Consider the following 26282-nt stretch of genomic DNA (forward strand, 5'->3'; position numbering starts at 1 on the left):
CCGCCGGGGCGCACCCAGCGAAGGAGGCGGCTACCACCGTCGCCGCCGCGCCGCCGAACGCAAGAAAACTGCGGCGACTCATCTTGGTCGTATCGATACTTCCCATAATCGATCCCCTTTCAATTCCCGGGCTCCCATCGCGAGCCCGTATCGTTACAAGCCGGCACACGGAGCCGCCCTTCGGCGCAGCCCCATCCGATCGGCGACGTCATTGTGGGATGAAACCTGTCGTTTCACGAGAAGAGAAGGCGGATGATCATCTGTCTGCGAGGGATGATATTTATAACCCCTCGCTATATTGCCTGATCAGAGAAACAGCAGTACAGAATCAAAACAAGACCGCGAGGTTGCGCCGCTGGGAGAGGATTGCCTCCTTGCTATAATCATTGGCAGGCGGAAAGGGATGCCATGGAAAGCACTGCGGCGGACAGAGATCTCATCTTGTCGAAGACGGGCTTGTTCCCCCTTCGGTTCCTTGGAGTGGGCGTGTACCTCGCCTGGCTGTTCACCATACACTTTTCAACAAGTGTCTTCGAGACGTCCGATCGCGCCCTCGATTCGCTCATACTTTCGAACCTTGCCAACCTGACCTGCTTGGTGCTCGCCGCTTTTTTCGCGCGAAAAATCGCCCCCATCTCCACCAAAAAGGGGTTTGTCTGGACGGCCGGTGCAAGCTCGTTTCTCGGAACAGCCGTCGCCTCCCTTGCACCGCTCGGCGCGGTGGCGGGCGATTTTCTGTTTGTTACCGGCAACGCCCTTATCGGCGCGGGCACTTCCTTGCTGATCTTGATCTGGAGCGAATTGTATGCAAGCCTTCCGCGAAGAGATGCGAGCATTTTCTACTCGAGCTCTTTCATGCTCGCAGCCATTCTCTTCTACGCGGTTTCGATGCTTGACTCGCTGTGGCAAATGGCCGTCATCGCTCTTTTGCCCGTCGTTTCGATGATAATGCTCACGTTGAGCTTGCGTCTGTTGCCCGATCAGGCAGAGGAGGTAAAGGAGAGCGCGGAATCCCACTGGTCGTTCCCCATCCGCCCCTCCATTTTGCTAGCGGTGTATGCTTTCGCTTCAACCCTCAGTAGGTCGATGAGCTTCGACTCGAACGATGTGGGAATGCTCGGCATGCTGCTCATTGCGGCAATCGTGCTCGTATGCAACGTGTTCCTGTTCGACAAATTCGATGCCCGTTTGCTCTACAAAGTCACACCCCCGCTCATGATCGGCGGATTCCTGCTCATCTCGTTCTTCTCCGGTTTTGACGGCTTGGGAAACGTCCTGATAAACGCAGGGTTTTCGGGATTTGTCATCCTTACCCTTATCGTGCTGAGCAACATATCCTACACTTACGGCGTTACCGCCATCTGGCTGTTCGGCTTGACGCGCGCGTTTCGCGTGCTGGCAAGCACCGCCGCCGCATACGGTTATTCCTGGGCCGCATCCGTCGGACTCGACGACAAAGCAGTGTTCGGAGCGTTTGCCATCGTGCTCATTGCAACCTGTGCGATGTTTTTCCTTTCCGACAAAGATTTCACCAGCACCTGGGGCATCAACCCCCTTCCCGCCAAGAGAAACGATGCCGTCGAGGAGTTTTTTGAAACCCTGCAGGGCAAATGTTCGATCATCGCCCACCGGTTCGGACTGACCCAACGAGAAGAAGAGGTGCTCGTTTTGCTCGCGCAGGATAAAAGCATCGCCGAAGTCGAGGAAGCTCTCGTCATTTCGAACGGTACCGCCAAGAGCCACATCAGGCACATCTACGCCAAGCTCGACGTGCATGCGCGGGAAGACGTGGTTGAAATGGTTGGGAGGTTGTAGTAGGCGATCCGCACCCGATACCCCGTATCGGCAGCCGCCCAAAGCCTTGAAATGTCCAAAGCGAAAGGCGGGGCCCGCAATTCGCCGGCTCCGCCTCTTCGTGTAATCCGGTTGTGCCGCTTTTGCGCACCCCAAACGACGCCGTTGGACGGCCTCGCGTGAACCGACGCTAAATCCCCCTGGCCACCTTATTGCCCGTAAACGTAGCATGAGCGATGGTGCCCGGCGCCAGCGAATCGCCTACATTGTAGGCTTCGAACCCAGCTGCCAGACCCCCCAGCGAGACAGGTCGACGACGTTGCTACTCTTCGTGACAGGTTCCGCATTCATACACATTTGCATGATGGCAGCCGACGCAGAGGTCTTTGGAGTCCTCCTCGATCCCCTCTGTACTGTGTCCCTTATGGCAGCTTGTACAGAGTACGTCTTCGGCATGGTCTGCGTTCTCGGGTATCGCATGGGGGTTGACCGTTTTACCGTAATCGTCAGTCAGCACGATGCTGTCAGCCGTGGCAGCCATGAGTTCGTCTTGAATATGGCAGCCAAAACACAAGTCCTGGTCAACCTCTGTACTTTTTAGTTTCTTCGGCGTTTTACCGCTGTTCATGTCAGCATGGGCAGCGGATAAAGCCCCTTCGTCCGCATGGCAAGTCATGCATCCGAAGCCTTGGTCAACGGTGTGCGCACCCGCTAAGCATGCAGCGTCTTTGGAGGTGGCAGTTTCCGCCTCGTGACATGTACCGCAATCTATATCGGGCGACCAAGTCGACACAACCGCCTCCTCGCTCGATTGACCCGCCGAATCGCGGTCCGATTCGGCGGCTTCGCTCGGCGAGCATCCGGCAACTGCAAGGCACAATACAAAGCAAATGACACCGGCCAGTGTCCCCTTCTTGATCAATAATCTCATTCTTGGTTCTCCATTCGATTTTCGTCTTCGGCAAAGCGCATGCGATGTGCGCCGACCCGTAAAGAGGGAGTACGGAATCGACGCACATACGCACGTTGGAATTAAGCTTTTAAAGGCTCGAGTGCCGCTGCATTGCGGGCCGATCGACGACCGCTCGATATCGCCTCGCTCACGTTGCCGCCCACGTTGTACACGTACGGATACGCACAGCCCATTTCGCCCGCACCGTACAGGCGAGGGATGACCGCGTCGCTCGCATCGACGATTTCGCATTCGGCCGTGCGCTTGGGTCCGCCCTGCGTATTCAGGATCTGTCCATGCAAAGCGATAACGTAGTACGGGGGTTCCAGCTTAACCAGATCGAACGGTTTGGTTGCGATTTCATCGTTTTCGTGACCTGGCGTTGAGATGAGCTCTCCGAATCTGTTCATTGCCTCGCCACGATGGAACAACGTGTCTTTATTCTGCTCAGCCGATTCGTTGTAGAAGTTCACGGTGGCGGTAACGGCCTCCACGTCGTATCCCGTCGCATTTGCGACCTCTTCGAGTGTGTCGCATTTTACAATAACGCCCGCATCGAGCGCTTCCTGATTGGTCTTGAAAAAGCCCTCGTAGTCCATCGAGCCCGCGAAACAATTCTTCGAGAAGAGAGTGCCTGCATCAAATGCTGCCTGCCCGAAAACCGCCCAAGCTCCCGTTGGCAGATCGAGATCGGCGTACGTGCCACTGCGATAGCTTTTACCATGACGCTGCAGGCCGCTTCTCAGCTCATACACGGTCTCGTTTATGAAACGCTGCGCGCGTTCGTTCAGATAGATGTAATCGTTCGTCTGCCATGACACCGAGGTGCGGGCATCGATCTCATCGGAAGCGAGCGCCTTGACGCCCAGGTTGTTTCCGGAGCAGTTGTTCATATGCCATAGCTGGGCACCGACCTCCTGCGCCATTTTTATTCCATCTCCACGGTTGTACCACGTCCCTTTCCCAACGCGTTCTGGAAAGCCAGCAGGCATGTACTGCGCCATCATATCCGGATTCGACTCGAATCCGCCGCATGCCAATATGACGCCTTTGTTGGCCTTGAAATTACGGCCGTCTTCGGTGGATACGCCGATAATCTCGTTCGACTCATTCGTTATAAGCTTGATAGCACGCGAGTCGTAGTAGATCGGCGTATCGGTGCCGTCTACATAGTCGAACAGCAGCTGCCAGGTAGCCTGATTGTTACTCTTTCCCTCGTGAAGGTAGCTTGGCATCTGTTCGGCCTTCGGCATTTCGGGGAACTCGCCTATTTCATCGTAGTAGTTGCCCTCGTAATCGCCCCCGAAGTTATCGGTCAGCCACTGCACGTTCTGGCAGATGTCCTCGGCCCATGTTTTCATGACGTCATCGGGAACAGAATAGGGTCCGTTCAATGCGCTCTGGTATTCGATCGCCGCCTCTGGGCTGTCGGGGCAGAAGACAATCTGTCCCGAAGCAATGGTGTTCCCCCCGCGCAACTCCTCGGGAGCGGCCTCCAAAACAAGTGCGCTTCCCAGGTTTTCAAGGCTCATCGTTGCGGCAGCGCTCAGGCCCGCCGCCCCTGTACCCACGATAACGACATCCGCTTCGTCGACCCACTCCAAAGAAGCCGTCGAATTAGTTGCATTCGCCACATCCGGCTTCCCTTCGTCAGCACCGCACCCGGCAAGCCCCGTCAAAGCGGCACCAGCGGCGATTATGCCTGCACCCTTAATGAAATTACGACGTGATACTTCTTTCATCCCATCCTCCTTTTTCGAATTACGCTTACACCGCCTTACGGTTCGAGCAGCCCAGAAAAGCTTTGCTACCGAAAGCGGCGCTCCAATCTTAGAAAACGCCTCGATGTCGCGCATATTCGACAACCGCTTAATCCCTGCATCCTGCGCTCAGCGCTCCCAAAACCGCACGCAAACCACCTCTGGCTAGAGATCGAAAAACAGGTTATTCAACTGGTAAAACTTTAGGTCATCACAGCAATGGAGAATTCCTTTTCCGTTTTAAGCTTGCTTAAAATCAGTTCGGCGGTTCCTTTGCAAGCACAGGTGCTTCATGTGCTGCTACACTTCGCTGAGGGATCGAGGGAGGAACAATGCACAGCAAGAAGGGAACTCGTCAAAACAAGTTTTCGCTCGAATCGTTGGTTCGGACGCTTCAGCTAAACCAAGCAACCGTTCTTATCGTTGCGGGATATTCGCTCGCGCTTTTTCCGTTCAACTGGGGTTTGTCGATCGCTTCGCAGCAGGCTGGACTCATCCGCCCGCTTGACTTCAATGCAATCATAGATATTGGAGAAGTGCTCGGTTTTTTAGCGGTAGCCGCAATCGCATTCACGGTATGGAGCAGACGTCCGCTCGGATTGGCCAGTGTAGCGCCTTTTGCGTTGATGGCGGCAGGCAACGGCCTCATTGCCCTCGATGCAACACATGTTCCTTCGCTGGTTTTGGGCATTTCAGGTGATGTTGCCATGGGATTCGGATATGCCCTGTGCATACTCATGTGGCTGAAAATGATGTCGAAACTACCGCCACGCAAAATGCTTATCGTCATATCAGCAGGGTTCCTCTTTAATTTCGCAAGCTTCCCCATCATCGAAGATGTGCACATCGGAGCAAGCTACGCGTACGTAATTTCCGCATGCTTGATCAGCTCCCTCCTTCTGTCAGCAGCGAGCTCAATTGCCTGCCCAGCCACCGCCCCCCTACGCAAAAAGAACCTTCCCGTCTACCTCCCCTCAAAGCGTCTGATAGCTTTTGCCGCTATTATCCCGTTTGCGTACGGCTTCTGCACAAGCTATCTATCGGTCGGCGTTTCTTCGTTTGGACTCAAAATGGGCTTCGCCCTGCCCTCTGCGATCATCATCATCGGGCTTATGGTTCGTTACGAAACGTTTAACCTCACAACCGTATACTGGATTACCTGCCCACTCATGACTATCGGACTGCTTTCGTCGTTCTTCTTATCCATTCCCCCACTTATCTCGAAAACGCTCATCGCAGCCGCTCTCGGTAGCGTGTTCCTCGTAGTCTATATCGTCGCCCGCGTACAGAGCCAAGGATGCAACCGAGATCCCCTGTTCTCATATGCGCTCCTCAGCTCGCTTGTAACGATTTTCACTGTTCTGGGGAAGGAGGCCGAACGTTTGGTTTCCGGTGCTGCCTGGGAAACATATCTGATCATCGGCCTCGTTGCCACCGTAGTGGCATCCTACGGGCTCATCATAGCCGGATCCAGCGGAACCGGGGCCTTCGACATGCGCTTAGCCCTTTCCAACGAAGCCGAGCGCGATCATGCCATGGTACTCGCCCAGGCATACGGCTTGAGCAAGCGTGAAACTTCGGTATACGCGCTTCTCCTCGATGAAAAGACGATTGCAGAGATAGCCGAGGAGCTGTTCATCGCCCCCTCAACAGTGCGGGCGCACATCAGCCGCATATACGAGAAGTTCGATGCGCATTCGCGTCAGGAGTTCATCCGGAAGGCGCGTAGCTGAAACGACACCGACAAGATCGACAAGTGCCCCCGCAAACGTGCAGCGTCCCAATTCGCTTCGCACGCCCGCCGATTCGAATCGACCCAACGAGAAGAGGGGTGCCCGTTTTGCTCAGCACAAACCCGCTTGCAGCATCGCCTCGTCCTGTTGTTCTTTGCCCGCCCCCGGTTTCGGAGTCTCAAACGCAACGGCCTGCGCAAGCGCGTCTTCGTCTGCGTACATGATTTCTATCCCCTTGATGGCGTCGCCTACACGCAGGGCCTCCACGACGTCGATGCCGCCGACCGTCATCCCGAACACCGTAAAGGCGTCGTCGAACTCGGGCTGCTCGGATAGCGAGAAGTAGAACTGGCAGCTGCCGGAGTTCGGCTCCGATTTATGCGCGAAGCATAGGCTTCCGCGCACGTGCTTGTTGTTCGGCTTTCCCGCATACTCGTCCTCGATGGTATAGCGCGCGTCCCCCACCCCGGGATGAATGCCGCGAATGAGTCCGCGCGATGCGGCCTCGACCTGCGCCGGACCGAGCGTACGCGTGATAGGGCAACCGCCGAGCACAACCGAGTTCGGCTTGTATGCGTGGAACTTGAGGCTGTCGTAAAACCCCTTGCACGCAAGCTCGATGAAATTGCCGACGGTTTTCGGCGCATTGGCCCCATCGAGCTGCACGGTTACGACGCCCTTCCCCGTCGTTATCACGGCCACTTCGCTTCCGTTGGGTTTGTAGCGCGGCGTGTACACGGGCAGTACGATTCGAGACATAACGCTTCCTTCCATCCTTTGCGCACACCGCCTGGCCCCCATGCAGCCTGCGAACCGGCGCGAACGCCCTCCTTGCTTCCTCGCTACCCGATGCTAGCAAAACCGAAGATTCGCGCATCCGATGGAGCACCCTATTTTGGCGATTCGAAAGTCATCGGTACGCCTCCGCACCGTCCGCCCGCAGGAAAATCGGGCAACCGCACGCGAGCGCCTCGAGCAAGACGCGGCGAATGAAGCAGAGGCTCAGATCCCAACGTACGACTCGACGAGGTCGATGAGCTCCTGTTGCTTGTGAACCCCTAGCTTGTGGTACACGTTTTCGATATGGGTCTGGGCCGTGCCCTTGGCAATGCCGAGATCCCTCATGATAATCGCAAGCGTTCGCCCGCGCGCAAGCAGCAAGAGCACATCCTTTTCGCGCGGAGTCAGCCGGTATTCGTCTGCAATCGCATCGCATCCCGTCTCGAGCGGGTTTCCTGCCGCATCCGCCTCTCGCACGATCGCCTTCCCCCCGTCCCGATCGAAAAGCCGCCGACCTGCAAGCTGGGCGAACGTACCTTCAGGAAGCACGAGAAACGCCGTCACCACCAGCACCATAACGCTGACGATGCCGATAGACGACACCTGCAGGCTTCCGTACACGATGCTCTCGCGTACCGTACCGCCCGCAAAATAACCGATTCCCATGCCGAGCATCGTGGCGGCGGTCCCCAAACCGAAAATGACGTACTGGGAAAGACGAACCTGCTGGTTTTGGGCAAGAGCAACCAGCAGTATCCACGTCAACGTATCGAAAAGCTCGTAGCCTACGCCGATCAGCAAAATCGAAAGATACCAATGATCGGAGAAGAACAGGGAAACGATCGCCATCCCAAGCGCCATGAGGGGAAGCGCTATGCGATACCCGAACAAGGGGTTGAAAACCCGTCCGAGCAGCACGGAAAATACAAGGAACAATGCGCCCGTCACAACAAGTGCAAACAGCGAGCTGCCGCCGATCGCGGAAAGGGGATCCACGGCACCGCCCGACGGCAAGGCGTCGTACATCCTGCACAGAAAGCTGAATATCACAATGCTCACGAGCAACCGCCCGATAACGTGGTAGGGCAACGGTTTTCGCCCCGATGTGCTTTCGCCCCGTTCAATAGCCGGATCGCCAGATGCCGTATCGCCGTCGTCGGCGAGCTCGACGCCCGTGCTTTTGCTTGTAGAAACCAGCAGGAGCAGAAACGACGCGATAGGATAGAGGCAAAACGCCAAAAGGCCCCCCTCGAAGAGCACGATCGCAACAAGAACCGCCGTTACGATCGCCGAAGAAGGATAGCAGTACAGGGAAAACGAGGCCTTTCGACGCGCGAATCCCACTCCCCAGAGAACCTGAAGGCAGCTCGATGCAACCCCGCCCAACACCATAAACGCAACCATACCGATCGTGCTTTGCCCCAAAACGACTACGGGAGACCCGAGTACGCAGACCCCGACCATCGCTCCGGTTATCGCCTTGAACCGGCGGTCGAAGCGCGCGCGTTGGGCAACCCGGTAAGCAACGAATGCAGCGGCAAGGGTGCTCAGGGCGCCGGGGATCAGAAACAACCAGTCAGAAACGCCGATTTCAGACACGACGAACGGAGCCGAAAGGCATAGGACAATCCACGCTCGGCACAGGGCGAGCCCGAACATAACAACATAGAAGTCCAGTGATCGAAACGCCCCCAGAGCGTCCTCGAGGCTTTCCCGCGCAATCGTTTCCCGCATCCCATTTCCCCCAAAGCACACGTAAGCCCAATAGCCACTCTCAAGTAACTCACACCTTGTCAGATGAGGCATCGGATGGAGAACCCTAGTGGCAAAAAACCGACGCATCGACGCGGAACCTCGCGGTATCTCGAAAAAATCCGATGCACCGCTGGAGGGCAGATGTTTTCCAGGCCCGTACCGTATCGATGGGCGTAACGCACATGCAAAGCGTTACAAAGCCGTGCTGAATACGATAGCACGGCGAATTGCGAACAAGGAGGAAATATGGACAAGTTCACCAACCATGCCGGCTTATCACGGCGCTCGTTTCTGAAAGGCGCTGCAGTTGCCGGTGCCGCCATGGCGGGTACGGCCGCACTCGCTGGTTGCACGTCGGGCGCTTCCGCAACAGGATCGGCAAGGAGCGGAGAATGGCTTCCGACAACGTGGGACTACGAGTGCGACGTGCTCATCATCGGATACGGCGGTGCCGGCATGTGGGCGAGCCTCGTTGCCGCCGACGAGGGAGGTTCCGAGGTCCTGATTCTCGAAAAAGCCCCCATCGAGGGCGGCGGCAACAGCCGCATCAACAACGGGGAATGGACCGTGGTTGCCGACCCCGAACGCCTCAAGGCCTATTGCAAGGCGTTTAGCCACGGACTCATGGAAGACACCATGATCGACGCCTATGTCGAGGAAGCCGCACGCCACACCGAATACGCCGACAAGTACGGCATGAACTACGAGGTTGCCGAAAAAGCACTCGCCGGCACCATCCCCGAGTACCATTTCCTCGACGACAACGCCTACGGCGGATGCATTAAGATCTCGTCGGTCGAGGGATTCGGCATGCAGACCTACCGCGAGCTCGATGCGCAGCGCGAGAGCCTCGGCGTGCAGGTGCTGTTCGATTGCCACGATGAGAAACTCATCCAAAACCCCGAAACGAAAGAAATCGTCGGCTGCCGCACGATGATCGGCGGCGAAGAGAAAACCGTCAAGGCGCGCAAAGGCGTCATCCTCACGACAGGCGGATTCGAGTTCAATGAAGATCTGCACCGCGAGTACCTCAAGTGCTACCCATGGCACTTCGAAGGCTGGCGCTACAATACCGGCGACGGCATCAAGATGGTGGAAGAGGTCGGAGCGAAGCTCTGGCACATGTCGATGGTTATTTCGATGTCCTCGATGTACACCCGCGATCCAGAAAACGATTTCGGCGTCGACGCCTATCTGCCCACGAACTCCTATTTCTACGTGAACCGCCTGGGCAAGCGCTACGTCAACGAAGCGGCCAACGGCGAGACACCCCACAACGGATGGCACGTATATACGCAGTTCAACGATGAGATCGACGACTACGACCGCATACCCACGTGGGTCGTTTTCGACGAGACGAACTTTACGAGCGGTAAGATCGGCGTCAGCCAGGGCGACTTCTTCGAGTGCGGTAACATGACCTCGCAGCTACCCGACGAACTGCGCGATTGGGACGGCTGGAGCGAAGACAACATGGTCGAGCTCGAGAAGGGGTGGATCACCAAAGCCGACACCATCGAGGAGCTCGCCGAGAAAATGCAGGAATGGGATCACTGGATGGATGCCAAAACCCTCAAGGCAACCTTCGACGATTACCAGGCAATCTGCGAAGCGGGCGCCGACCCCAAATTCGAGCGCGATCCCGAAACGCTCCAGAAGCTCGATGGGGGCCCGTACTACTGCTACACCCTCTACCCCGGATCCTGTTCGACGCTCGGAGGCCCCAAGAAGAACGAGCACGCCCAGGTAGTCGACGTGCGCGGCGAAGTCATCCCCCGTCTGTACTCCGCGGGCAGCTTCGGCAACTTCCAGGCGCACAGCTACGGCATCACGGGCGGCAACAACTCCGAGAACATGGTGTGGGGCCGCATCGCAGGACGGCACGCCTCGACGCTTGAAAACTGGGACGCCGAGAAGAAGTAGGCACGGCAGCACCGTCGAAGAAGGGAATTGCAATGGATACGAACACGAATAGAACCAACCGGGGCGTCGCGCTGCTCGCCGTCTTCGGTGCGGTCCTCGCTCTTGCGACGGTACTGGCGATCTCGGTCGGATGCGCCCCGAAAGAGGCCGACGACGCGCCGAAGCCGACTGATCAGGAGCAACCGTCTGCTACCTCGGCGATGGACGGCCAGCCGGTCGGCTGGACCATGGAAAGCGACTGTTCCCTATGCCATACGGTGGAAGCCGAAGGCGCAGCCGAACCGGCGTGCCCCCAGGCGGAAGCCCATGAAGCGCAGGTCTGCGGCGATTGCCATACAATGGAATCGGAGCTTTCGACCGCCCATGCCGATGTGAAGTTCGGCGACAAAGCGCCGACGAAGGCAACCGTCGTGACCGTCGAGCCCCAAAGCTGCATCGACTGCCACGGCTCCATGGAAGAGATGGCCGCACTCACGGCGAGCTCGACGGCGCTCACCGATTCCAACGGCGTAACGGTGAACCCGCACGAACGCCCCGAGGGATCCAAGCACGACGAGCACCCGGCCACCTGCACCGATTGCCACAACAACCATTCTCGGGATCTTCCGAAGGATGCCATGAAATACTGCGCGCAGTGCCACCATCGCGGCGTATTCCAATGCGGCACCTGCCACGAACTCAGAGATCGATAGAAGAATCGGCGGCTCCCGCAATGGGAGCCGCCGACGGGATGGTTTCAAACCAGCACGGAGTGCGCGCGTATGCGTGAGCTTGCAACCTCACGCCTTCAAAGCCCAGTAGCCGCTACTTTACCTGATCGGGATCGACCTCAAGCTGGATGTCGGCGTTATCGCCTCGGGAGATCTCCTCCGCTCGCTCTTCGAGCGCGATGATCGCCTCGTCGATCTCTTCGTCGGTGGGTTCGTCTCGCTTCGACTCGGTCTCTTCCGCTCCGGCACCCGTCGACAGCTCGTCGGCCGCCTCCTCGATCGCGCTAGCCGATTCGGTATCGTCGACTTCTATACCCGGCTGCCTGCTTGCCCTGTGTATGGCTTCCAATGTCGCATGCATGACGATGTCCTTTCCTCGCTGTATCAACCGGTAAAACCGGGGGTTCTCATTAAGGTAAGTATCGACCATCCCGCAGAGCCGTTCAATGAACGCACCGTATCGGTCTAGCGACAATCGGGTGACAGAGCGCGAACACCCCCGGGCAACGCGGCGAGCGCGCCAGCGGCGGTCTGACGGCGTGGCCGAAGATCGAACGTTGGGCTTCATCCGCCGGCGAGTCATTGCCTGGATAAGCTCGCCCGAAGCCACAAGGCGCCCGATCGCCGTCGAGCGCTGCGCGGGAGCATGCAGATCCCGGCTCACCGGCGAATCGGCCTCGATTTACGGGAAAATCCTCATTGTGTAGCAATTAGGGGCCGATTCGAGCGGGTATTCAGACTACCGCGGACCGGTGCCGGATAGGGCTTCCGCGTTTGCGCAGGTCAAAGATTCAGACATCCGGAGGGTTCCGCCCGGAACGCAACACGATGAGGATTTTCCCGTATATCGGGACCCGACCGCCGTTTGCCGCCAAGAAGTCGGAGCCAGCATGCAAGCAGCCGGCGCATAGGCACCGGCTGCTTTTCTATCGTGCCGCCGCGAGCGGAAGGGAGGATACGGCAACACGAAGGGCATCACGCTTGTTCAGCGCTTTGAAACGGTTAGATGTCGAGGCTGGGGATCTTCGCGTCGGCATCGCCGCCAGCGGCGTTGATTCCGGCGATACGACCGAAGGTCACGCAGCGCCCGTGGCCGATACCCGGCACATAGGTGGGATAGTCGCCTGCACCGAAGAACTCGCCGGCGGCCGAACCGCACACGTACAGCCCGCCGATCGGCTGGTCCTCGGCGTCGAGCACCTGGCACTCGGTGTTAGTGCGCAAACCGCCGCACATGGTGAGAAGGCTCGCAACCAGCTTGCCCGCGTAGAACGGCGGCTCCAGGATCTTGCCCATAACCTCGGGGCGCTTGCCAAAGTCGAGGTCTTTGCCAAGATCGCACAGCTCGTTGTAGCGATCGACCGCCGCTATGAGGTTCTCAGCCGGCACGCCCATCTGCTTGGCCAGATCCTCAAGCGAGTCGGCCTTCAGCGTCTGGCCGCTCTCGACCTCGCCCTCAAGTACGATCTTCTGCGCTTCGAGGTTGTACTCGCCGCCCACGGGCTGCGTGAGCTGACCCCATTGCAAACCGCCGCCCAAACCGGCGTCGATCTGCTCTTTCACCTGCTCGAGACCATGCGAGTCGTAGATGCTCCAGGCTTCCTTCTGCGTCTGCAGCGCCTTCGTGACGCTCTTGGACTGGGTGTTCACGTCCTCGTTCTTGAAGCGCTTGCCCTCCCAGTTCACATGCAGAAAGCCGTAGCTCGCCGCACCGAAATCGAGGTGCATGACGGCCGAATGCGGCTCGGACTTCTGCATGGCCGCGCCGGCCCAGATGGCCTGCTTGTGCATGTCGCCGGTGTCGCAGTCGGGCGGGTTGTAGAAACGGCCGTCCATAGCGTATGCCGTCATAGGCGAATAGTACTGGAACATCTCGTCGTCGGCAGCGTAGTCGCCCGAGGCGATGATGACCGATTTCGCGTTGATCTGCATGTACTCGTCTTTACCGGTAGAAACGATGGCGCCAGTGACGGGGCCGTCGCCCTCGCGGACGAGTCGCTCGCTCTTCGTTTGCCAGCGGATCTCGCCGCCCAGATCGGCGATGGTCTCGTACAGCGCCGGCACGAGCACCGCGTTGCCGTACACATCGCCCACGCCCGAGCCCTGGTAGAACGTGAAGTTCACCGTTTCCTCGTACTTGTCGGCCTGATAAAAGATGTGCGTAACCGGATACTCGGTGTAATCGGGGCCCTTGTAGTAACCGTCCCACAAAAGCGCCTCGAGGTTCTTCTTGGTTGCCAGATCGTACAGCCAATCGAAGCATGCGCCGCTCTTGTGCGCGAACTCCCACAGCAAAGGCTCCTTCACGCGGCCCTGCGCCCAGTTGATCCAGCGGCGCACCACGTTGTTGTAGTCGGGCTCTTCCATGAGGCCCTCGTCAGCCAGCTTCTGCTGCACCTTCGTATGGAACCCGGCGATATGCACGCCGCGCGCGATCACCATCTCGGGGTTCTTGTCGACTACGATCACTTTGCCGGCACCCTCTTCGAGCGCCGCAATGCTGGCGCAGCAGCCGCCGAGGCCCGCACCGATGACGAGCACGTCGCAATCCTCCGTGCCCGAGATCTTGTCGGCAGCGATGGCCTCGGGAGCGATCTCCCAGCTGTGCATGCCGGCAACATCGGGGCCGGCCGAAGCCCCGCTATCGGCTACGGGAATGCCGCCTGCAGCGTCGGATCCACCGGCGGCCGCCTGGCCTGCTCCGGCGTCGGTCGTGCCCTGNCGCAGCGCCGCCGAGTCCGATGAACGAACGGCGCGAGAGTCCCTGTTTCGTCGTGTTTTCCTCCATGTAATTCCCTCCTGGATTGAAACGTCCTGTTCCGCACGCCCTCAGCATGCGATGCCATCGACACTACGCCCCGTCCCGCGCCCCGTCATCCCTTGGGCGGGGGGAAACGACCCGCTCACACAGGAAAATCCCCCGAGCAGGGGGATGGTCGTTTCGGCGGAAACCGTAAGAACTCCTCTATAATGCAGATACGAATCGGAACCTCGGGGCGCATATCGGCTGCGCGCTAGAACGAGCTGCCTGGCAATCGAAACCGCATACGGGGTTCCGAACGGCGCATCGAGGGAAGCGGCCCCGTGCATCACAGGGAGGAATCGCCTGTGCTGCACCGAGCCGAACGTGCATTGGGAGACGGCTGTGGCCGTGCGCAGGGAGGAGCCGATATGAAAAGCCGCTTGCTCGACGGGAGCTTGCGCAAAGAGCTGTGGCGCGCGCCCGATCTCATCGGCTTCGCCGCTCACTGGACGTGGATCTGGTGCGTGTTCTGGAGCTCGCTGTTCTACAGCGAAGGCGCCTTCATCGTCACCTCGACCGCCGACGCGTTCGCGCTCGAACCGCTTTGGGTTACTTCGTTGCTCGCAAACGTGATCACCATCGCATTCCTGCTCATGCTCTCCCACTTCCGCAATCCGCTCTCGAGCATCCGTGCGCTCCCCTGGGCCGCAGCAGCCCTCACCGCCATCGGAACCCTGCTGATCTCGCATCCCGCAACCGTGCTCGCCGGCTCGATCGCTTTACCCGTCTACCTGGTAGGCTCGGTGCTCACGGGCGTCGGATCGGCGATCGTCGTCGTGCTCTGGGGCGAGCTGTTCGCCTCGCTCGGCTCTCAGCGAACCGTCAATTACAGCGTGGTTGCATTCATGATCGCCGCAGTCGCCTTCCTCGTGCTGACCGCTATCCCGGCGGACGTGAGCCAGATCCTCGTAGCTGCGCTGCCCGTTGTGAGCATGGCCTACCTCGTGCGGTTCAAGCGAAGCATCCCGCATCTGGCGCGAAGCAAGAAAAACGTGCACATCGAGAAGAAACCGCCTTACAAGCTCATAGCCATCTCACTGTTCTTCGGCATCTCGTTCGGCATCATGAAGGGGCTGTTCGCGCCCATCGGGCCAGAACTGACCGGCATGCGCGACCTGCTCAACATCATCGCCATCGTCGGCGGATCGATTGCGGTATTCGTCACGACGAGCATCTACAAGATGGACTTCGACCATATGACCTACCAGGTGGCGCTGCCCCTCATGGCGGCGGGCTTTCTGTTTCTGCCCCTCCACGAACCGTTCAACGTCATCGGCACGGGCGTCCACCAATTCGGCTACCAGTATTTCTACATCGTGCTCTGGGCCATATGGCCCGTGCTGGCATCCAGATCGAAGCTGCCTGCAAGCTGGATCGCGGCATGGAGCCTGTTTTCGATCCAGCTCGGCCAACTCGTCGGCTCGATTGCGAGCGGTTGCATGCTCGGATTCCTCCGCACCGACCTCGACCTGGCGATGCTCTCGGCCGCCATCATATTCCTCATCCTGCTCATCGCGCTGTTCGCCCTCGGCAACGGGTCGGCCAACACCGGCTGGGGCTTCGTCAAGCCCATCGAAGAAGCCGATTCGTCATCCGAGTTCGAAAAATCGTGTACGCGCCTCGCCCGCCAATACCGCCTGTCGCCGCGCGAGATCGAAGTGTTCTTCCTGCTTTCGAAAGGGCGCAACCGCGCGCACATCAAAGAGGAGCTCGTCATCTCCGACGAAACGGTGAAAAGCCACGTCAAGAACATCTACCGCAAAACCGACGTCCACTCCCAGCAGGAGCTCATCGACCTGATCGAAGGCGAAAGCGCGCCGAATGCCGACGGATAGCGCCCCGCTGCACGAGACGATCGGCCGCCGCCTTCGGAGGAAGCCGGTTGCGGAAGCATAGCCAACCGCGCTACAGCGGCAAGGCTTGCCGCGACGGCAAAACCGATCCGAGAGCGGTGCCGCCCGCAGCAAAGCCGTTTGGTGCAACGCGGTTTCTTCAGAATAACTTAATGCTCCTTAAGGTTTTCGTTGACGATTGTTTCGAGACGCTTAAGCCCGCTTCGAGGTAGCCTGGATGCACGGGCACGCAGGTTCGGCCGCACACGGCAAAGTCCGTCGGGAACCCCGAGCCGCGGAAAGGCCGAAACGTACACGACCTGCGCGCTTCTTTTTTCGTCTACCCTGAAGGAGAACGCCATGGACGCAGCAAAGCCCACGATCGGGATCCTGTTCGGCGGATGCTCGAACGAGTATCCCGTATCGCTTCATTCGGCAGCTGCTGTCATGCAGAGCGTCGACGCCAAGCGATTCGACATCGTTGCTATCGGAATCGACCGCTCGGGCGGCTGGCACCGATACGGCGGCGATGCTCGGTCGATCGAGGACGACTCGTGGCTCAAAACGGGGCGCTGCACCCCCATCGCACTGCCGTTCGGGCAGGAAGCGCACGGCGTCATCGATCTCTCGTCGGGAACGCTCGTGCATCTCGATGCGGCGCTGCCGATCCTCCATGGCCGCAACGGCGAGGACGGAAGCGTGCAAGGCGCCTTGCAACTTGCCGGCATCCCCGTCGTCGGCTGCGGTGTTACGGGATCGGCGGTCTGCATGGACAAAACCATTTCCCACCGCATCGCCGCAGCCGAAGGCGTCAGCGTACCCGAAGGAGCGCTCGTCGATATCCGCATGAGCAACCTCGAAATGCGCCATGTTGCAGAACGGATCGGATACCCCCTGTTCGTAAAGCCTCCGCGCGAGGGATCATCCATGGGGCTCAGCCGAGTGGAATCGCCCGACTGCTTGGCTCGGGCACTTGCATGCGCTTTCGCCTACGATTCGGAGGCGATCCTCGAGCGAGAGATCGACGGCGCCGAGATCGGCTGCGCGGTACTCGAATCGGGCGGCACCCTCATCGTGGGCGAGCCCGATGAAATAGAGCTCAACGGAGCGGTGTTCGATTACATCGAGAAATACTCGTGCGAGGTAGCCAGCATCGTCGTACCCGCCCGCATCGCCGAGCGCGATGCGCTTCGGGTAAAGCGGGCTGCAAAGCGATTGTTCCGCGCGCTCGGCTGCACGGGATTTGCACGCATCGATTTCTTCTTGGCAAGCGACGGACGCCTGCTCTTCAACGAAGCGAATACGATTCCCGGCTTCACGGCGCACAGCCGCTTCCCCTCGATGCTCGAGGCGGCCGGACTGTCGCTCGAGGAAGTGCTCACCGTCGCAATCGAAGAAGCGCTCGCAAACGCGGAAACGCCGGCCGACACGCACATGCTCGCCTATGCCTGAGCGCCGCGCCTACCCGGCGATCGATCTTTTCCGGATGGTGGCGGCGTTTCTCGTCGTCGCCATCCACGTAGCACCGTTCGCTTCGATCGACCCCGCGGTCGATGACGTCGTCACCTATACGTTCGGGCGCATCGCTGTACCGTTTTTCTTGGCCACCACAGGATTTTTCGTACTCGCACGCCACCGCGCGGGCTCGATCCTCGCAAGCAGATCGTTTCGCTCGCAGCTCAAAAAGCTCTGCATTCTCTACGCGATCGCAACCCTCTTGTACCTGCCGGTAACCGTCTACGCGGGCAACCTGCCCGACTCGCCGTTTGCCGCCTTTCAAGCCATCGTATTCGAGGGCACGTTCTACCACCTTTGGTACTTCCCCGCCGCCATTCTCGGCTGCGTGCTCGTTGCGTTTCTGCTCGATCGGTTCGGAACGGGGATCTCGCTCGCGATCGCAGCCGCGCTGTACCTTATCGGCATTCTCGGCGACAGCTATTACGGCTTCGCCTGCCAAACCGATGCGCTGAGGGGCTTCTACGATGCCGTGTTCGCGGTATCGCCCCACACCCGCAACGGCGTTTTCTTCGCCCCGCTTTTCCTGTTGATCGGGGTCGTCGCATCGAAACGAAGTTCCGATGGGTCCAATGCGGACATCCAACGCATGGGACTGCTCGTATCCGCCGTGCTGCTCGCAGCCGAGGGGAGCTTCGTGCACGGGTTCGGGCTCGACCGCCACGACAGCATGTACTTCATGCTCGTCCCCGCAACGTACTTCCTGATCGTCGTGCTCGCACGCATGCGACTGTCCCTCAACGCCTCCTGGGCGCGCGACCTCTCGCTGTGGATATACATCCTACACCCCCTCTGCATCATCCTCGTGCGCGGCATAGCGAAGGCATGCGGGCTCACCGATATCATCACAGGAAACTCGCTCGTATTCTTCGGGGCGGTATGTCTGGCTTCGCTTGCGGTGTCGCTTGCGGCGGTAGGAGCGAAAAACGCATGGAGGAAACGGGGTTGCCGGAGATCGAACCAAAAACGGCTGCTGCCGGCGACCGGAGCACCGAATAAAGGGCGCAGCAGGAAAGCGCCGTACGACGGCGATAAGACCCGCAGGCAGGTGCCCTAAGCCAGCCTGCCTGCGGTATGCGAGAAAAAGCACGGGCGGAAGGCTGCAAGCCCGTCCGCCCGTGCGCTCAAGACCTGCTACTCGTCTTCTTTGATCTCGTAGTCGAACTTGGTTTTGCACCACGGGCACTTTGTCGTGAAGCTGCCGAATTCGCGGCTCGTAACGATCTTGCGCAACGGCTTACCGCAGTTCGGGCACACCTTCGGCGCTTTGTCGGCAATCTCTTCGATGCCCTCAACGTCTTTCTGGTTCGGACTGTATGCCATGTCGGGCCTCCATCTCAATCGTATTCTTGCAGTCGGGATTCAACCCCGTTTTCCAAACGCTTACGGCACGAAGCAGGTGACCCCGTCACCGAGCTCGGCCATGCGGGCGGGCACGTCCTCGAGGGGAACGGCCTCCATGCACTTCGCGAGGCAGTGGTGGGCGCAGGCGGGCTTGAGGCCCTCCTCGAGCCTCGAGGCGCACAGGTCGCAGAGCGTCGAGGGGACGGGCACGTAGTTCCAGTACCACTTTCCCGCCAGGCGCTCGGGGCCGAACTCGGCGAGCTTGATGCCCCACTCGTCCTGGGACTCGATGCCCTTCTCCTGGCGGCAGGCCACCTCGCAGCTGTGGCAGCCGGTGCAGTACTTGTAGTCGATGAGCAGCGCGTGCTTCTTCACGGTCGTCTCACCTCGCTTTCTATTCGTCGTCGTGCTTGGCTTCGTAGCTCAAGGGAGCGTGTGCATCGGTCATGCTCTCGGGTCCGCGGCTCGCAGGTGCCACGTACGCCGCCGGATCCGAATCGCCGGCTTCGTAGCCGTCGACCTTGTAGATCTTGGCGAGCACGTTCTTGTAGGGAGCGCCGTAGCCGAGCTTGCCCACCTTGTACATCGGAATGAGCTTGTTGACGTTCGATTTCCAGGTGCCGAACAGGTTCGGGTACTCGCCGTCCTCCTCGGGATACCACCAGCCGTGCGTGGCGTGGATGACGCGCTCGGGCACCTCGTTGGAGATGCGGGCGCGCTCGACGCACTTGCCCAGGGAGTTCTCGATGCACACGAAGTCGCCTGCCTTGATGCCGTACTCCTCGGCCGTCTTCGGGTTGATGGTGACGAGCGGGTCGGGCGTGATGTTGCGCAGCGTGGGCAGCTGGCGGTGCTCCGAATGGAACGACACGAAATCGCGTCCGCCGGTGGTGAGCACGAGCGGGTACTCCTCGTACAGATCGGGCGTGCTGTAGGGGCTCATCGCCGGCTCCATGAAGTAGGGGAGCTCGTCCTCGCCGAAGTCGTCGTAGATCGAAGAGCACACCTCGATCATGCCCGTCGGCGTGTTGAAGCCGGGCTCGCCGTCGGGGCGCAGCAAACCCTTCTCGTACTTGCGGTACTCGAAGTTCTGCTGGTATACGCCCATGTCGCGCAAGTCGTTGAAATCCCAATCGTACTGGGTGCGGATCTGCGCGTTAAAGAACTCCTCGGCACTCTCCCACGGCCACGCCTCGGGGTTGAGGCGCTTGCCTACGAGCATGTCGATCTCGAGGTCGGATCGCGCCTCGCCGGGATCGAGCGCCGCGTTCATGGCGCCGAGGAAGTGGGTGTTGCGGCCGAAGTGCGGAAGCACCACGCCGTCGTGCTCGGCGAATCCGCTGACCGGGAGCACGAGGTCGCACAGGCCCATGATGGTGGGCGTCATGAAGCAGTCCTGCGCGGCGTTGAAGTCCATCTTCATGAGCGCGTTGTACCAGCGCTCGGGCTCCGCGTACACCGTCGGGGAAATCGGGTTGGTCGCGTAGAAGTAGGCCATGTGGAACGCATAGGGCTCTTCGGTCTCCATGACCGTGAGAACCTCGTCAGGATGGGCGAACGGCCCGCATGCGTACGCCGGATGGTCTTCCTTGGCGTCGATGCGCTTCGCCATAGTCTCGGGCTCGACGAACTGCGCGGTTTCGAAACGCCAGCGCCCCATGAAGCTCGAGGGCAGAGACAGCGTGATGCCGCCGGGCACGTCCATGTAACCGCAGATGGCGGCAAGCGCGAGCAGCGACTGGCCCGCCTGGGCGCCGTTCTGCTGGGTGTCGATGGCAAGACCCCACATGATCGAGGACGGGGCGTTGGTGGCGAAGGCGCGCGCNCAAGACCCCACATGATCGAGGACGGGGCGTTGGTGGCGAAGGCGCGCGCCGCGCCGCGGATGACGTCGGCAGGCACCCACGTGATGCCCTCGGCCCATTCGGGCGTCGTGTCCTTCACGCGCTCGGCAAGATCTTCGACTCCGAACACCCAGTTCTCGCAGAACTCATGATCGTAGAGGTCCTCGCCCAAAACGACGTTGAGCATGGCGAGGCCGATGGCCGCGTCGGTGCCCGGGCGCAGCTGCAGATGGTACTCGGCACGTGCGCCGAGCCAGGTGAGGCGCGGGTCGATCACGATGAGCTTCGATCCCCGCTTCATGAGGTCCACGATGGCATGGCCGTAGAAGCCGTCGGGATTGGACTGCAGCGGGCTCTTGCCCCAGAGTATGATGTACTTCGGCACCTCGTAGCGCGGATCGTCGTAGCGATCCGGGAAGTAGGCGGCGTAATCGAGCTCGGGGTATCCGGCGCCCAAAAGGAAGTCGGCGACGACCGTACGCGGCCCGTAGCACGATCCGCCGGACATGGAAAACGAGCAGTTCGGCGTCTTGAAGCAGGCCTGGGCCATCGGAGGCGCATACAGCGTCGCCTCACGCCCGGTTCCCTGGAACAGGTAGATGGTCTCGGGCCCGTAGTTCTCCCAGATCTTCTTAACCTCGGCCTCGAGGATGTCGAGCGCCTCGTCCCAGGTGATGCGCTCCCACGTATCCTTGCCGCGATCTTCCTTGGCGCGCTTCATGGGATATTTGATGCGATCGGGGCTTTCGAGGAAGTCCTTCATCGCAAGACACCGCGGACACAGTCGTCCCTGGCTGATCGGATGGTCGGGGTCGCCCTCGACCTTGACGAACTTGCCGTCCTTGTCGGTGTAGATGAACATGCCGCATCCCACTGGATGATCGCCCGGAGGAGACCATCCGCAGGTACGAACCCTGATCAGCTCCCCCTCGTCGCTTTTCCATGTCTGAGCTTTTGTCATAACCGTTCTCCTTCCTGAGATGTATTTCCTCCGTTGAGCGAATCGCTCGGCAGTGTTCCGAGATCTTCCATTGCGACACCTTTCGTCTCCGTCTTAATGAGCAGTTTCGTGAACAGGGCGGCCAAGCACAGCGGGACGAGGAACACGACGAGAACCGTCGAGAACGTCGATCCCGATGCGAGGGCGCCGCCGATCACCATCGGCGTTATGAAGCCGCCGATTCGCGCAACCGTGGTAACGCAGGCCTGCCCCGTTGCCCTGATCTCGGTGGGATACGCCTCGATCGTGATGGGCGCCGGAGACATGTAGGCATAGTTGATGGCGAAGCCCATGAATATGCATGCCACGATCATCAAGCCGCCGAATCCGAACACCGCTGTGAACACAACCGACAGCCCGGCGAGGAAGAACGCGACGTATGCGCTCCTGATCCTTCCGAGACGGTCGGCGGCGACTCCCGCCACCACGGCGCCCGCGCAACCGAGCAGGTTCATGAGCGTGGTGTACCCGTAGCTCGCGCTTACCGAATACCCGCTCTGCAGCAGGATCGTGGGCATCCAATTCGTCAATCCATACGAAAGAGCGCACGTGGTAAACGCAACCAGCCATATGCCCACCGTAACCTTCAAGTACTTCTTCGACACAACCTGGCGGAGCTGGCCTGCCTTTTCCGCCTCGGGTATCAGTATCTCATCGGCCGTATAGCCGCCTTCCTTCGGCGCGTCGAGCGTATCGTTGATCCTGTTCACGATCTTGAGCGCCTCGGTCGTCCTCCCTTTGCTCAGCAGCCATTGCACCGATTCGGGCATGATGAAGTGCATGAGGATTCCGTACAGGAAGGGAAATCCTCCGATGAGATAGCACATGCGCCAGCCGAAGTTCGGAACCACGTACATGGCCGTCAATCCGGCAAGCACCCACCCGAGCATCATGAACGTCTTGGTCATGGTCACGAACACACCGCGATGCTTGGTCGGCGCGTATTCCGAAACGATGGTGACGCTTAAGGGGATGACGGCGCCGACTCCGATGCCCGACAGTATCCGGCATACGGCGAACGCATCGTAGGTATGGACGAAGAAGATAGGCACGGTGAGCAACGCGTATATCATGATGCTCACGTTCATCACATGCTTTCGGCCGAACCTGTCGGCAAGGTAGCCCGACAGGAAACCGCCGATGAGCATTCCCAGAAGGCTGAACGAAGCCAGACTGCCGGTAGCGATGAAACCCAGCTGCATCTCCTCGGTGATCTGAGGCATCGTAAACGATACGATCATGTAGTCGAACCCGTCGAACACCATCGCCAGCCCGACGAAGAGCAGGATCCGAACGGAGAACTTCATGCCTCCCGGTTTTTCGATGATGTCCGAAACGTAGACTTTATCCACAACAGAATCCCCCTTATTCCCAGCAACAAAGCAATCGATCCGAGGTTTCGCCCTGTTCGGGCGGTGGCCCGCAGCCCGGCCGGTCGGTCGACCGAGCTGCGGTTCTTTCCACCGCCACCACGAGCAGGTTCGTCAAACCGACTACGGCACGAAGCAGGTGACCCCGTCACCGAGCTCGGCCATGCGGGCGGGCACGTCCTCGAGGGGAACGGCCTCCATGCACTTCGCGAGGCAGTGGTGGGCGCAGGCGGGCTTGAGGCCCTCCTCGAGCCTCGAGGCGCACAGGTCGCAGAGCGTCGAGGGGACGGGCACGTAGTTCCAGTACCACTTTCCCGCCAGGCGCTCGGGGCCGAACTCGGCGAGCTTGATGCCCCACTCGTCCTGGGACTCGATGCCCTTCTCCTGGCGGCAGGCCACCTCGCAGCTGTGGCAGCCGGTGCAGTACTTGTAGTCGATGAGCAGCGCGTGCTTCTTCATTAACATCACCTCGTCCTAATCCTGATGGATGGCTTCGTAGCTCATAGGCTGCGGAGCGCCGTTCGTCATGCTTTCAGGCCCGCGGCTCTCGCGCGGCACGTACGACTCGGGAAGCTCCTTGGCGGCGTCGAAGTCGTCAACCTTGTAGATCTTGGCGAGCACGTTCTTGTACGGCGCGCCGTAACCCGTTTTGCCGACCTTGTACATGGGGATGAGCCGGTTGATGTTCGACTTCCAAACACCGTACAGATCGGGATACTCGGGATCGTCTTCCGGATACCACCAGCCGTGCTCTGCATGGATGACACGCTCGGGCACCTCGTTGGACACGCGGGCTCGCTCGACGCACTTGCCCAGCATGTTCTCGATGCACACGAAGTCGCCGTCCTTGATACCGTACTCCTCGGCCGTCTTCGGGTTGATGGTGACGAGCGGGTCGGGATGCAGCGAGCGCAGCGAGGGGATCTGACGGTGCTCCGAATGGAACGACACGAAGCTGCGTCCGCCGGTGGTGAGCACGAGCGGGTACTCCTCGTACAGATCGGGCGTGCTGTAGGGGCTCATCGCCGGCTCCATGAAGTAGGGGAGCTCGTCCTCGCCGAAGTCGTCGTAGATCGACGAGCACACCTCGATCAGTCCCGTCGGCGTGTTGAAGCCGGGCTCGCCGTCGGGGCGAAGCATACCCTTCTCGTACTTGCGGTACTCGAACGGCTGCTGGAACGCACCGTACTCGCGAAGCTCGTTGAAGCCCCAGTCGTACTGCGTGTGGATCTGCGCATCGAAGAACTCCTCGACCGAATCCCACGGCCATGCCTCGGGGTTGAGGCGCTTGCCCACGAGCATGTCGATCTCGAGGTCGGACTTCGCCTCGCCGGGATCGACCGCGGCGTTCATGGCGCCGAGGAAGTGGGTGTTGCGGCCGAAGTGCGGAAGCACGAACCCGTCATGCTCCGGGAAGAAGCTGACCGGAAGCACGAGGTCGCACAGACCCATGATGGTGGGCGTCATGAAGCAGTCCTGCGCAGCGTTGAAGTCCATCTTCATGATGCCGTTGTACCAGCGCTCGGGCTCCGCATAGCAGGTGGGCGATATGGGGTTCGACGCATAGAAGTAGAACATGTGGAAGGCGTAGGGCTCCCCAGTCTCCAACGTGGTCAGCACCGAATCGGGATGGGCGTAGGGGCCGGTCGCGTACGCCGGATGATCTTCTTTCGCGTCGATGCGCTTCTTCTCCGTTTCCTTTCCGACGAACTGCATGGTCTCGTAGGTCCAGCGTCCCAAGAAGCTCGAGGGCAGCGCCAGCGTTATGCCGCCGGGCACGTCCATGTAGCCGCAGATGGCACCGATGGACAGAAGAACCTGTCCGGCCTGCGCGCCGTTCTGCTGGGTGTCGATGGCGAGGCCCCACATGATCGAGGACGGGGCGTTGGTGGCGAAGGCGCGCGCCGCTCCGCGGATGACGTCGGCAGGCACCCACGTGATGCCCTCGGCCCACTCGGGCGTCGTGTCCTTCACGCGCTCGGCAAGCTCGTCAAGGCCGAAGACCCATTCGTCGCAGAACGCATGGTCGTAGAGGTCTTCGCCGATGATCACGTTGAGCATAGCCAGCCCGATGGCCGCGTCGGTGCCCGGGCGCAGCTGCAGATGGTACTCGGCGCGCGAAGCGAGCCAGGTCAGGCGCGGGTCGATCACGATGAGCTTGCTGCCCCGCTTCATGAGGTCGATGATAGCATGGCCGTAGAAGCCGTCGGGATTGGACTGCAGCGGGCTCTTGCCCCAGAGTATGATGTACTTCGGCACCTCGTAGCGCGGGTCGTCGTAGCGCTCGGGGAAGAACGCTGCGTAGTCGAGCTCGGGGTATCCCGCACCCAAAAGGAAGTCGCCGATAACGGTACGCGGCCCGTAGCACGACGCACCCGACATCATGAACGCGTTGTTCGGCGTCTTGAACACGGCCTGCGCCATGGGCGGGGCGTATTCGGTGGCCTCGCGCCCGGTGCCCTTCGAAAGAAAGATCGCTTCGGGACCGTAGGTATCCCAGATCTTACGCACTTCGGTCTCGAGAATGTCGAGCGCCTCGTCCCAGGTGATGCGCTCCCACGTATCCTTGCCGCGATCCTCCTTGGCGCGCTTCATGGGGTACTTGATGCGATCGGGATGCTGCAAGAACTCACCCATCGCGAGGCACCGCGGGCACAAACGGCCCTGGCTGATCGGATGGTCGGGGTCGCCCTCGACCTTGACGAACTTGCCGTCCTTGTCGGTGTAGATGAACATACCGCATCCCACCGGATGGCAGCCCGGAGGCGACCATCCGCACGTGCGGGTACGAACCAGCTCGCCCACCTCGGTCTTCCACTCTTTATCCATAGTCATAGACGTTCCTTCCTCTCGGCACGCGCTCGGGCCCCCGCTTCCCATTCCTCGATCGCGTGTTCCTTCATCTCTTCCGTCAAAAGCGTTCCGCATTGCTTGCATGCCTTGAAGACGAGCATGTTCTTTCGCCCGCATTCGGGGCAATACACGAACTTCGGCTTGCAGTTATCGCACGTCACACGGCAGCTACCGAAGCACATGGCAGACCTCCCGTCTCCCGTACGCGCTCTGCGCACCTTGGGCTGACATTGCGTACGTTACGGCTGGCTCGGTGGCTTGGGCGCACCGGGAGCCTTCGGGGCACCGGGGGCCGCAGGCGCACCGGGAGCTGC

19 protein-coding genes and 1 pseudogene are annotated in these 26282 nt (G+C 60.0%); 7 read left to right on the plus strand and 13 right to left on the minus strand.

What is annotated here, in order from left to right; genetic code table 11:
* Positions 1-408 precede the first annotated feature (408 nt).
* Positions 409-1815 carry a helix-turn-helix transcriptional regulator gene (locus tag C1722_RS09245; protein ID WP_102378972.1) on the plus strand — a complete coding sequence of 469 codons (1407 nt, stop codon included), beginning with the start codon at positions 409-411 and terminating at the stop codon, positions 1813-1815.
* Positions 1816-2116: 301 nt separating this feature from the next.
* Here the strand turns inward: C1722_RS09245 and C1722_RS09250 are convergent, their stop codons facing one another.
* Together C1722_RS09250 and C1722_RS09255 are read right to left on the minus strand one after the other, a co-directional pair.
* Positions 2117-2725 carry a cytochrome c3 family protein gene (locus tag C1722_RS09250; protein ID WP_102378973.1) on the minus strand — a complete coding sequence of 203 codons (609 nt, stop codon included), beginning with the start codon at positions 2723-2725 and terminating at the stop codon, positions 2117-2119.
* A gap of 101 nt (positions 2726-2826) precedes the next feature.
* Entirely contained in the window at positions 2827-4488 is a 1662-nt protein-coding gene (locus C1722_RS09255; RefSeq protein WP_180995224.1) for an FAD-dependent oxidoreductase, read from the minus strand.
* 350 nt (positions 4489-4838) lie between these two features.
* Between C1722_RS09255 and C1722_RS09260 the strand changes: the two genes are divergently transcribed.
* Positions 4839-6239, plus strand: a complete 1401-nt coding sequence (locus tag C1722_RS09260) for a helix-turn-helix domain-containing protein (RefSeq protein ID WP_102378975.1) — start codon at positions 4839-4841, stop codon at positions 6237-6239.
* A 111-nt stretch (positions 6240-6350) separates the two neighbouring features.
* On the opposite strand, the gene C1722_RS09265 is transcribed toward C1722_RS09260, so the two are convergent.
* Positions 6351-6998: a peptidylprolyl isomerase gene (locus C1722_RS09265; RefSeq protein WP_102378976.1), complete on the minus strand. Its 648-nt coding sequence runs from the start codon at positions 6996-6998 to the stop codon at positions 6351-6353.
* Positions 6999-7241: 243 nt separating this feature from the next.
* Positions 7242-8753, minus strand: a complete 1512-nt coding sequence (locus C1722_RS09270; protein ID WP_102378977.1) for a helix-turn-helix domain-containing protein — start codon at positions 8751-8753, stop codon at positions 7242-7244.
* 267 nt (positions 8754-9020) lie between these two features.
* Between C1722_RS09270 and C1722_RS09275 the strand changes: the two genes are divergently transcribed.
* Complete coding sequence (locus C1722_RS09275) at positions 9021-10697, plus strand: FAD-dependent oxidoreductase (protein ID WP_102378978.1); 1677 nt, start codon at positions 9021-9023, stop codon at positions 10695-10697.
* Positions 10698-10729: 32 nt separating this feature from the next.
* Positions 10730-11389, plus strand: coding sequence for a cytochrome c3 family protein (locus C1722_RS09280; protein ID WP_102378979.1), 660 nt, complete (start codon positions 10730-10732; stop codon positions 11387-11389).
* Positions 11390-11501: 112 nt separating this feature from the next.
* Here the strand turns inward: C1722_RS09280 and C1722_RS09285 are convergent, their stop codons facing one another.
* Both C1722_RS09285 and C1722_RS09290 read right to left on the minus strand, forming a co-directional pair.
* Positions 11502-11768, minus strand: a complete 267-nt coding sequence (locus C1722_RS09285; RefSeq protein ID WP_102378980.1) for a hypothetical protein — start codon at positions 11766-11768, stop codon at positions 11502-11504.
* A 641-nt stretch (positions 11769-12409) separates the two neighbouring features.
* Complete coding sequence (locus C1722_RS09290) at positions 12410-14017, minus strand: FAD-dependent oxidoreductase (RefSeq protein WP_244902512.1); 1608 nt, start codon at positions 14015-14017, stop codon at positions 12410-12412.
* A 561-nt stretch (positions 14018-14578) separates the two neighbouring features.
* Here C1722_RS09290 and C1722_RS09295 point away from each other — a divergent pair.
* The 3 genes from C1722_RS09295 (at position 14579) to C1722_RS09305 (ending at position 18614) form a co-directional block, all read left to right on the plus strand.
* Positions 14579-16045 carry a helix-turn-helix domain-containing protein gene (locus tag C1722_RS09295; protein WP_102378981.1) on the plus strand — a complete coding sequence of 489 codons (1467 nt, stop codon included), beginning with the start codon at positions 14579-14581 and terminating at the stop codon, positions 16043-16045.
* Positions 16046-16402: 357 nt separating this feature from the next.
* Entirely contained in the window at positions 16403-17494 is a 1092-nt protein-coding gene (locus C1722_RS09300; protein ID WP_102378982.1) for a D-alanine--D-alanine ligase family protein, read from the plus strand.
* Positions 17487-18614: an acyltransferase gene (locus C1722_RS09305; RefSeq protein WP_102378983.1), complete on the plus strand. Its 1128-nt coding sequence runs from the start codon at positions 17487-17489 to the stop codon at positions 18612-18614. The genes C1722_RS09300 and C1722_RS09305 overlap by 8 nt, the downstream gene beginning before the upstream one ends.
* 77 nt (positions 18615-18691) lie before the next feature.
* On the opposite strand, the gene C1722_RS09310 is transcribed toward C1722_RS09305, so the two are convergent.
* The 7 genes and pseudogenes from C1722_RS09310 to C1722_RS09335 form a co-directional block, all read right to left on the minus strand.
* Entirely contained in the window at positions 18692-18880 is a 189-nt protein-coding gene (locus C1722_RS09310) for a hypothetical protein (RefSeq protein WP_102378984.1), read from the minus strand.
* Positions 18881-18940: 60 nt separating this feature from the next.
* Positions 18941-19276, minus strand: a complete 336-nt coding sequence (locus tag C1722_RS09315; RefSeq protein WP_102378985.1) for a 4Fe-4S dicluster domain-containing protein — start codon at positions 19274-19276, stop codon at positions 18941-18943.
* A 19-nt stretch (positions 19277-19295) separates the two neighbouring features.
* The gene (locus tag C1722_RS17410; protein WP_244902513.1) at positions 19296-20690 is read right to left on the minus strand and encodes a molybdopterin dinucleotide binding domain-containing protein; all 1395 of its coding nucleotides are present in this window, start codon (positions 20688-20690) and stop codon (positions 19296-19298) included.
* A 263-nt stretch (positions 20691-20953) separates the two neighbouring features.
* Positions 20954-21706: pseudogene (locus C1722_RS17415) on the minus strand (molybdopterin-dependent oxidoreductase); the annotation flags it as partial.
* Entirely contained in the window at positions 21703-23097 is a 1395-nt protein-coding gene (locus tag C1722_RS09325) for an MFS transporter (RefSeq protein ID WP_102378986.1), read from the minus strand. The gene C1722_RS09325 and the pseudogene C1722_RS17415, both read right to left, overlap by 4 nt.
* 141 nt (positions 23098-23238) lie before the next feature.
* Positions 23239-23574, minus strand: coding sequence for a 4Fe-4S dicluster domain-containing protein (locus C1722_RS09330; protein WP_102378985.1), 336 nt, complete (start codon positions 23572-23574; stop codon positions 23239-23241).
* A 15-nt stretch (positions 23575-23589) separates the two neighbouring features.
* A complete protein-coding gene (locus tag C1722_RS09335; protein WP_244902514.1) occupies positions 23590-25950 on the minus strand; it encodes a molybdopterin-dependent oxidoreductase in 2361 nt (786 codons plus the stop codon).
* Positions 25951-26282 lie beyond the last annotated feature (332 nt).

This window comes from Raoultibacter timonensis (genome assembly GCF_900240215.1).
GTDB classification, from domain to species: domain Bacteria; phylum Actinomycetota; class Coriobacteriia; order Coriobacteriales; family Eggerthellaceae; genus Raoultibacter; species Raoultibacter timonensis.

What these genes read in the sequence shown, in the direction of transcription:
- C1722_RS09335 (WP_244902514.1), bottom strand. Translation starts at nt 25,950, where the DNA reads ATGACTATGGATAAAGAGTGGAAGACCGAGGTGGGCGAGCTGGTTCGT.
- C1722_RS09330 (WP_102378985.1), bottom strand. Translation starts at nt 23,574, where the DNA reads ATGAAGAAGCACGCGCTGCTCATCGACTACAAGTACTGCACCGGCTGC.
- C1722_RS17410 (WP_244902513.1), bottom strand. Translation starts at nt 20,690, where the DNA reads ATGTGGGGTCTTGCCATCGACACCCAGCAGAACGGCGCCCAGGCGGGC.
- C1722_RS09270 (WP_102378977.1), bottom strand. Translation starts at nt 8,753, where the DNA reads ATGCGGGAAACGATTGCGCGGGAAAGCCTCGAGGACGCTCTGGGGGCG.
- C1722_RS09255 (WP_180995224.1), bottom strand. Translation starts at nt 4,488, where the DNA reads ATGAAAGAAGTATCACGTCGTAATTTCATTAAGGGTGCAGGCATAATC.
- C1722_RS09260 (WP_102378975.1), top strand. Translation starts at nt 4,839, where the DNA reads ATGCACAGCAAGAAGGGAACTCGTCAAAACAAGTTTTCGCTCGAATCG.
- C1722_RS09250 (WP_102378973.1), bottom strand. Translation starts at nt 2,725, where the DNA reads ATGAGATTATTGATCAAGAAGGGGACACTGGCCGGTGTCATTTGCTTT.
- C1722_RS09310 (WP_102378984.1), bottom strand. Translation starts at nt 18,880, where the DNA reads ATGGCATACAGTCCGAACCAGAAAGACGTTGAGGGCATCGAAGAGATT.
- C1722_RS09290 (WP_244902512.1), bottom strand. Translation starts at nt 14,017, where the DNA reads ATGCACAGCTGGGAGATCGCTCCCGAGGCCATCGCTGCCGACAAGATC.
- C1722_RS09245 (WP_102378972.1), top strand. Translation starts at nt 409, where the DNA reads ATGGAAAGCACTGCGGCGGACAGAGATCTCATCTTGTCGAAGACGGGC.
- C1722_RS09295 (WP_102378981.1), top strand. Translation starts at nt 14,579, where the DNA reads ATGAAAAGCCGCTTGCTCGACGGGAGCTTGCGCAAAGAGCTGTGGCGC.
- C1722_RS09280 (WP_102378979.1), top strand. Translation starts at nt 10,730, where the DNA reads ATGGATACGAACACGAATAGAACCAACCGGGGCGTCGCGCTGCTCGCC.
- C1722_RS09305 (WP_102378983.1), top strand. Translation starts at nt 17,487, where the DNA reads ATGCCTGAGCGCCGCGCCTACCCGGCGATCGATCTTTTCCGGATGGTG.
- C1722_RS09275 (WP_102378978.1), top strand. Translation starts at nt 9,021, where the DNA reads ATGGACAAGTTCACCAACCATGCCGGCTTATCACGGCGCTCGTTTCTG.
- C1722_RS09285 (WP_102378980.1), bottom strand. Translation starts at nt 11,768, where the DNA reads ATGCATGCGACATTGGAAGCCATACACAGGGCAAGCAGGCAGCCGGGT.
- C1722_RS09265 (WP_102378976.1), bottom strand. Translation starts at nt 6,998, where the DNA reads ATGTCTCGAATCGTACTGCCCGTGTACACGCCGCGCTACAAACCCAAC.
- C1722_RS09300 (WP_102378982.1), top strand. Translation starts at nt 16,403, where the DNA reads ATGGACGCAGCAAAGCCCACGATCGGGATCCTGTTCGGCGGATGCTCG.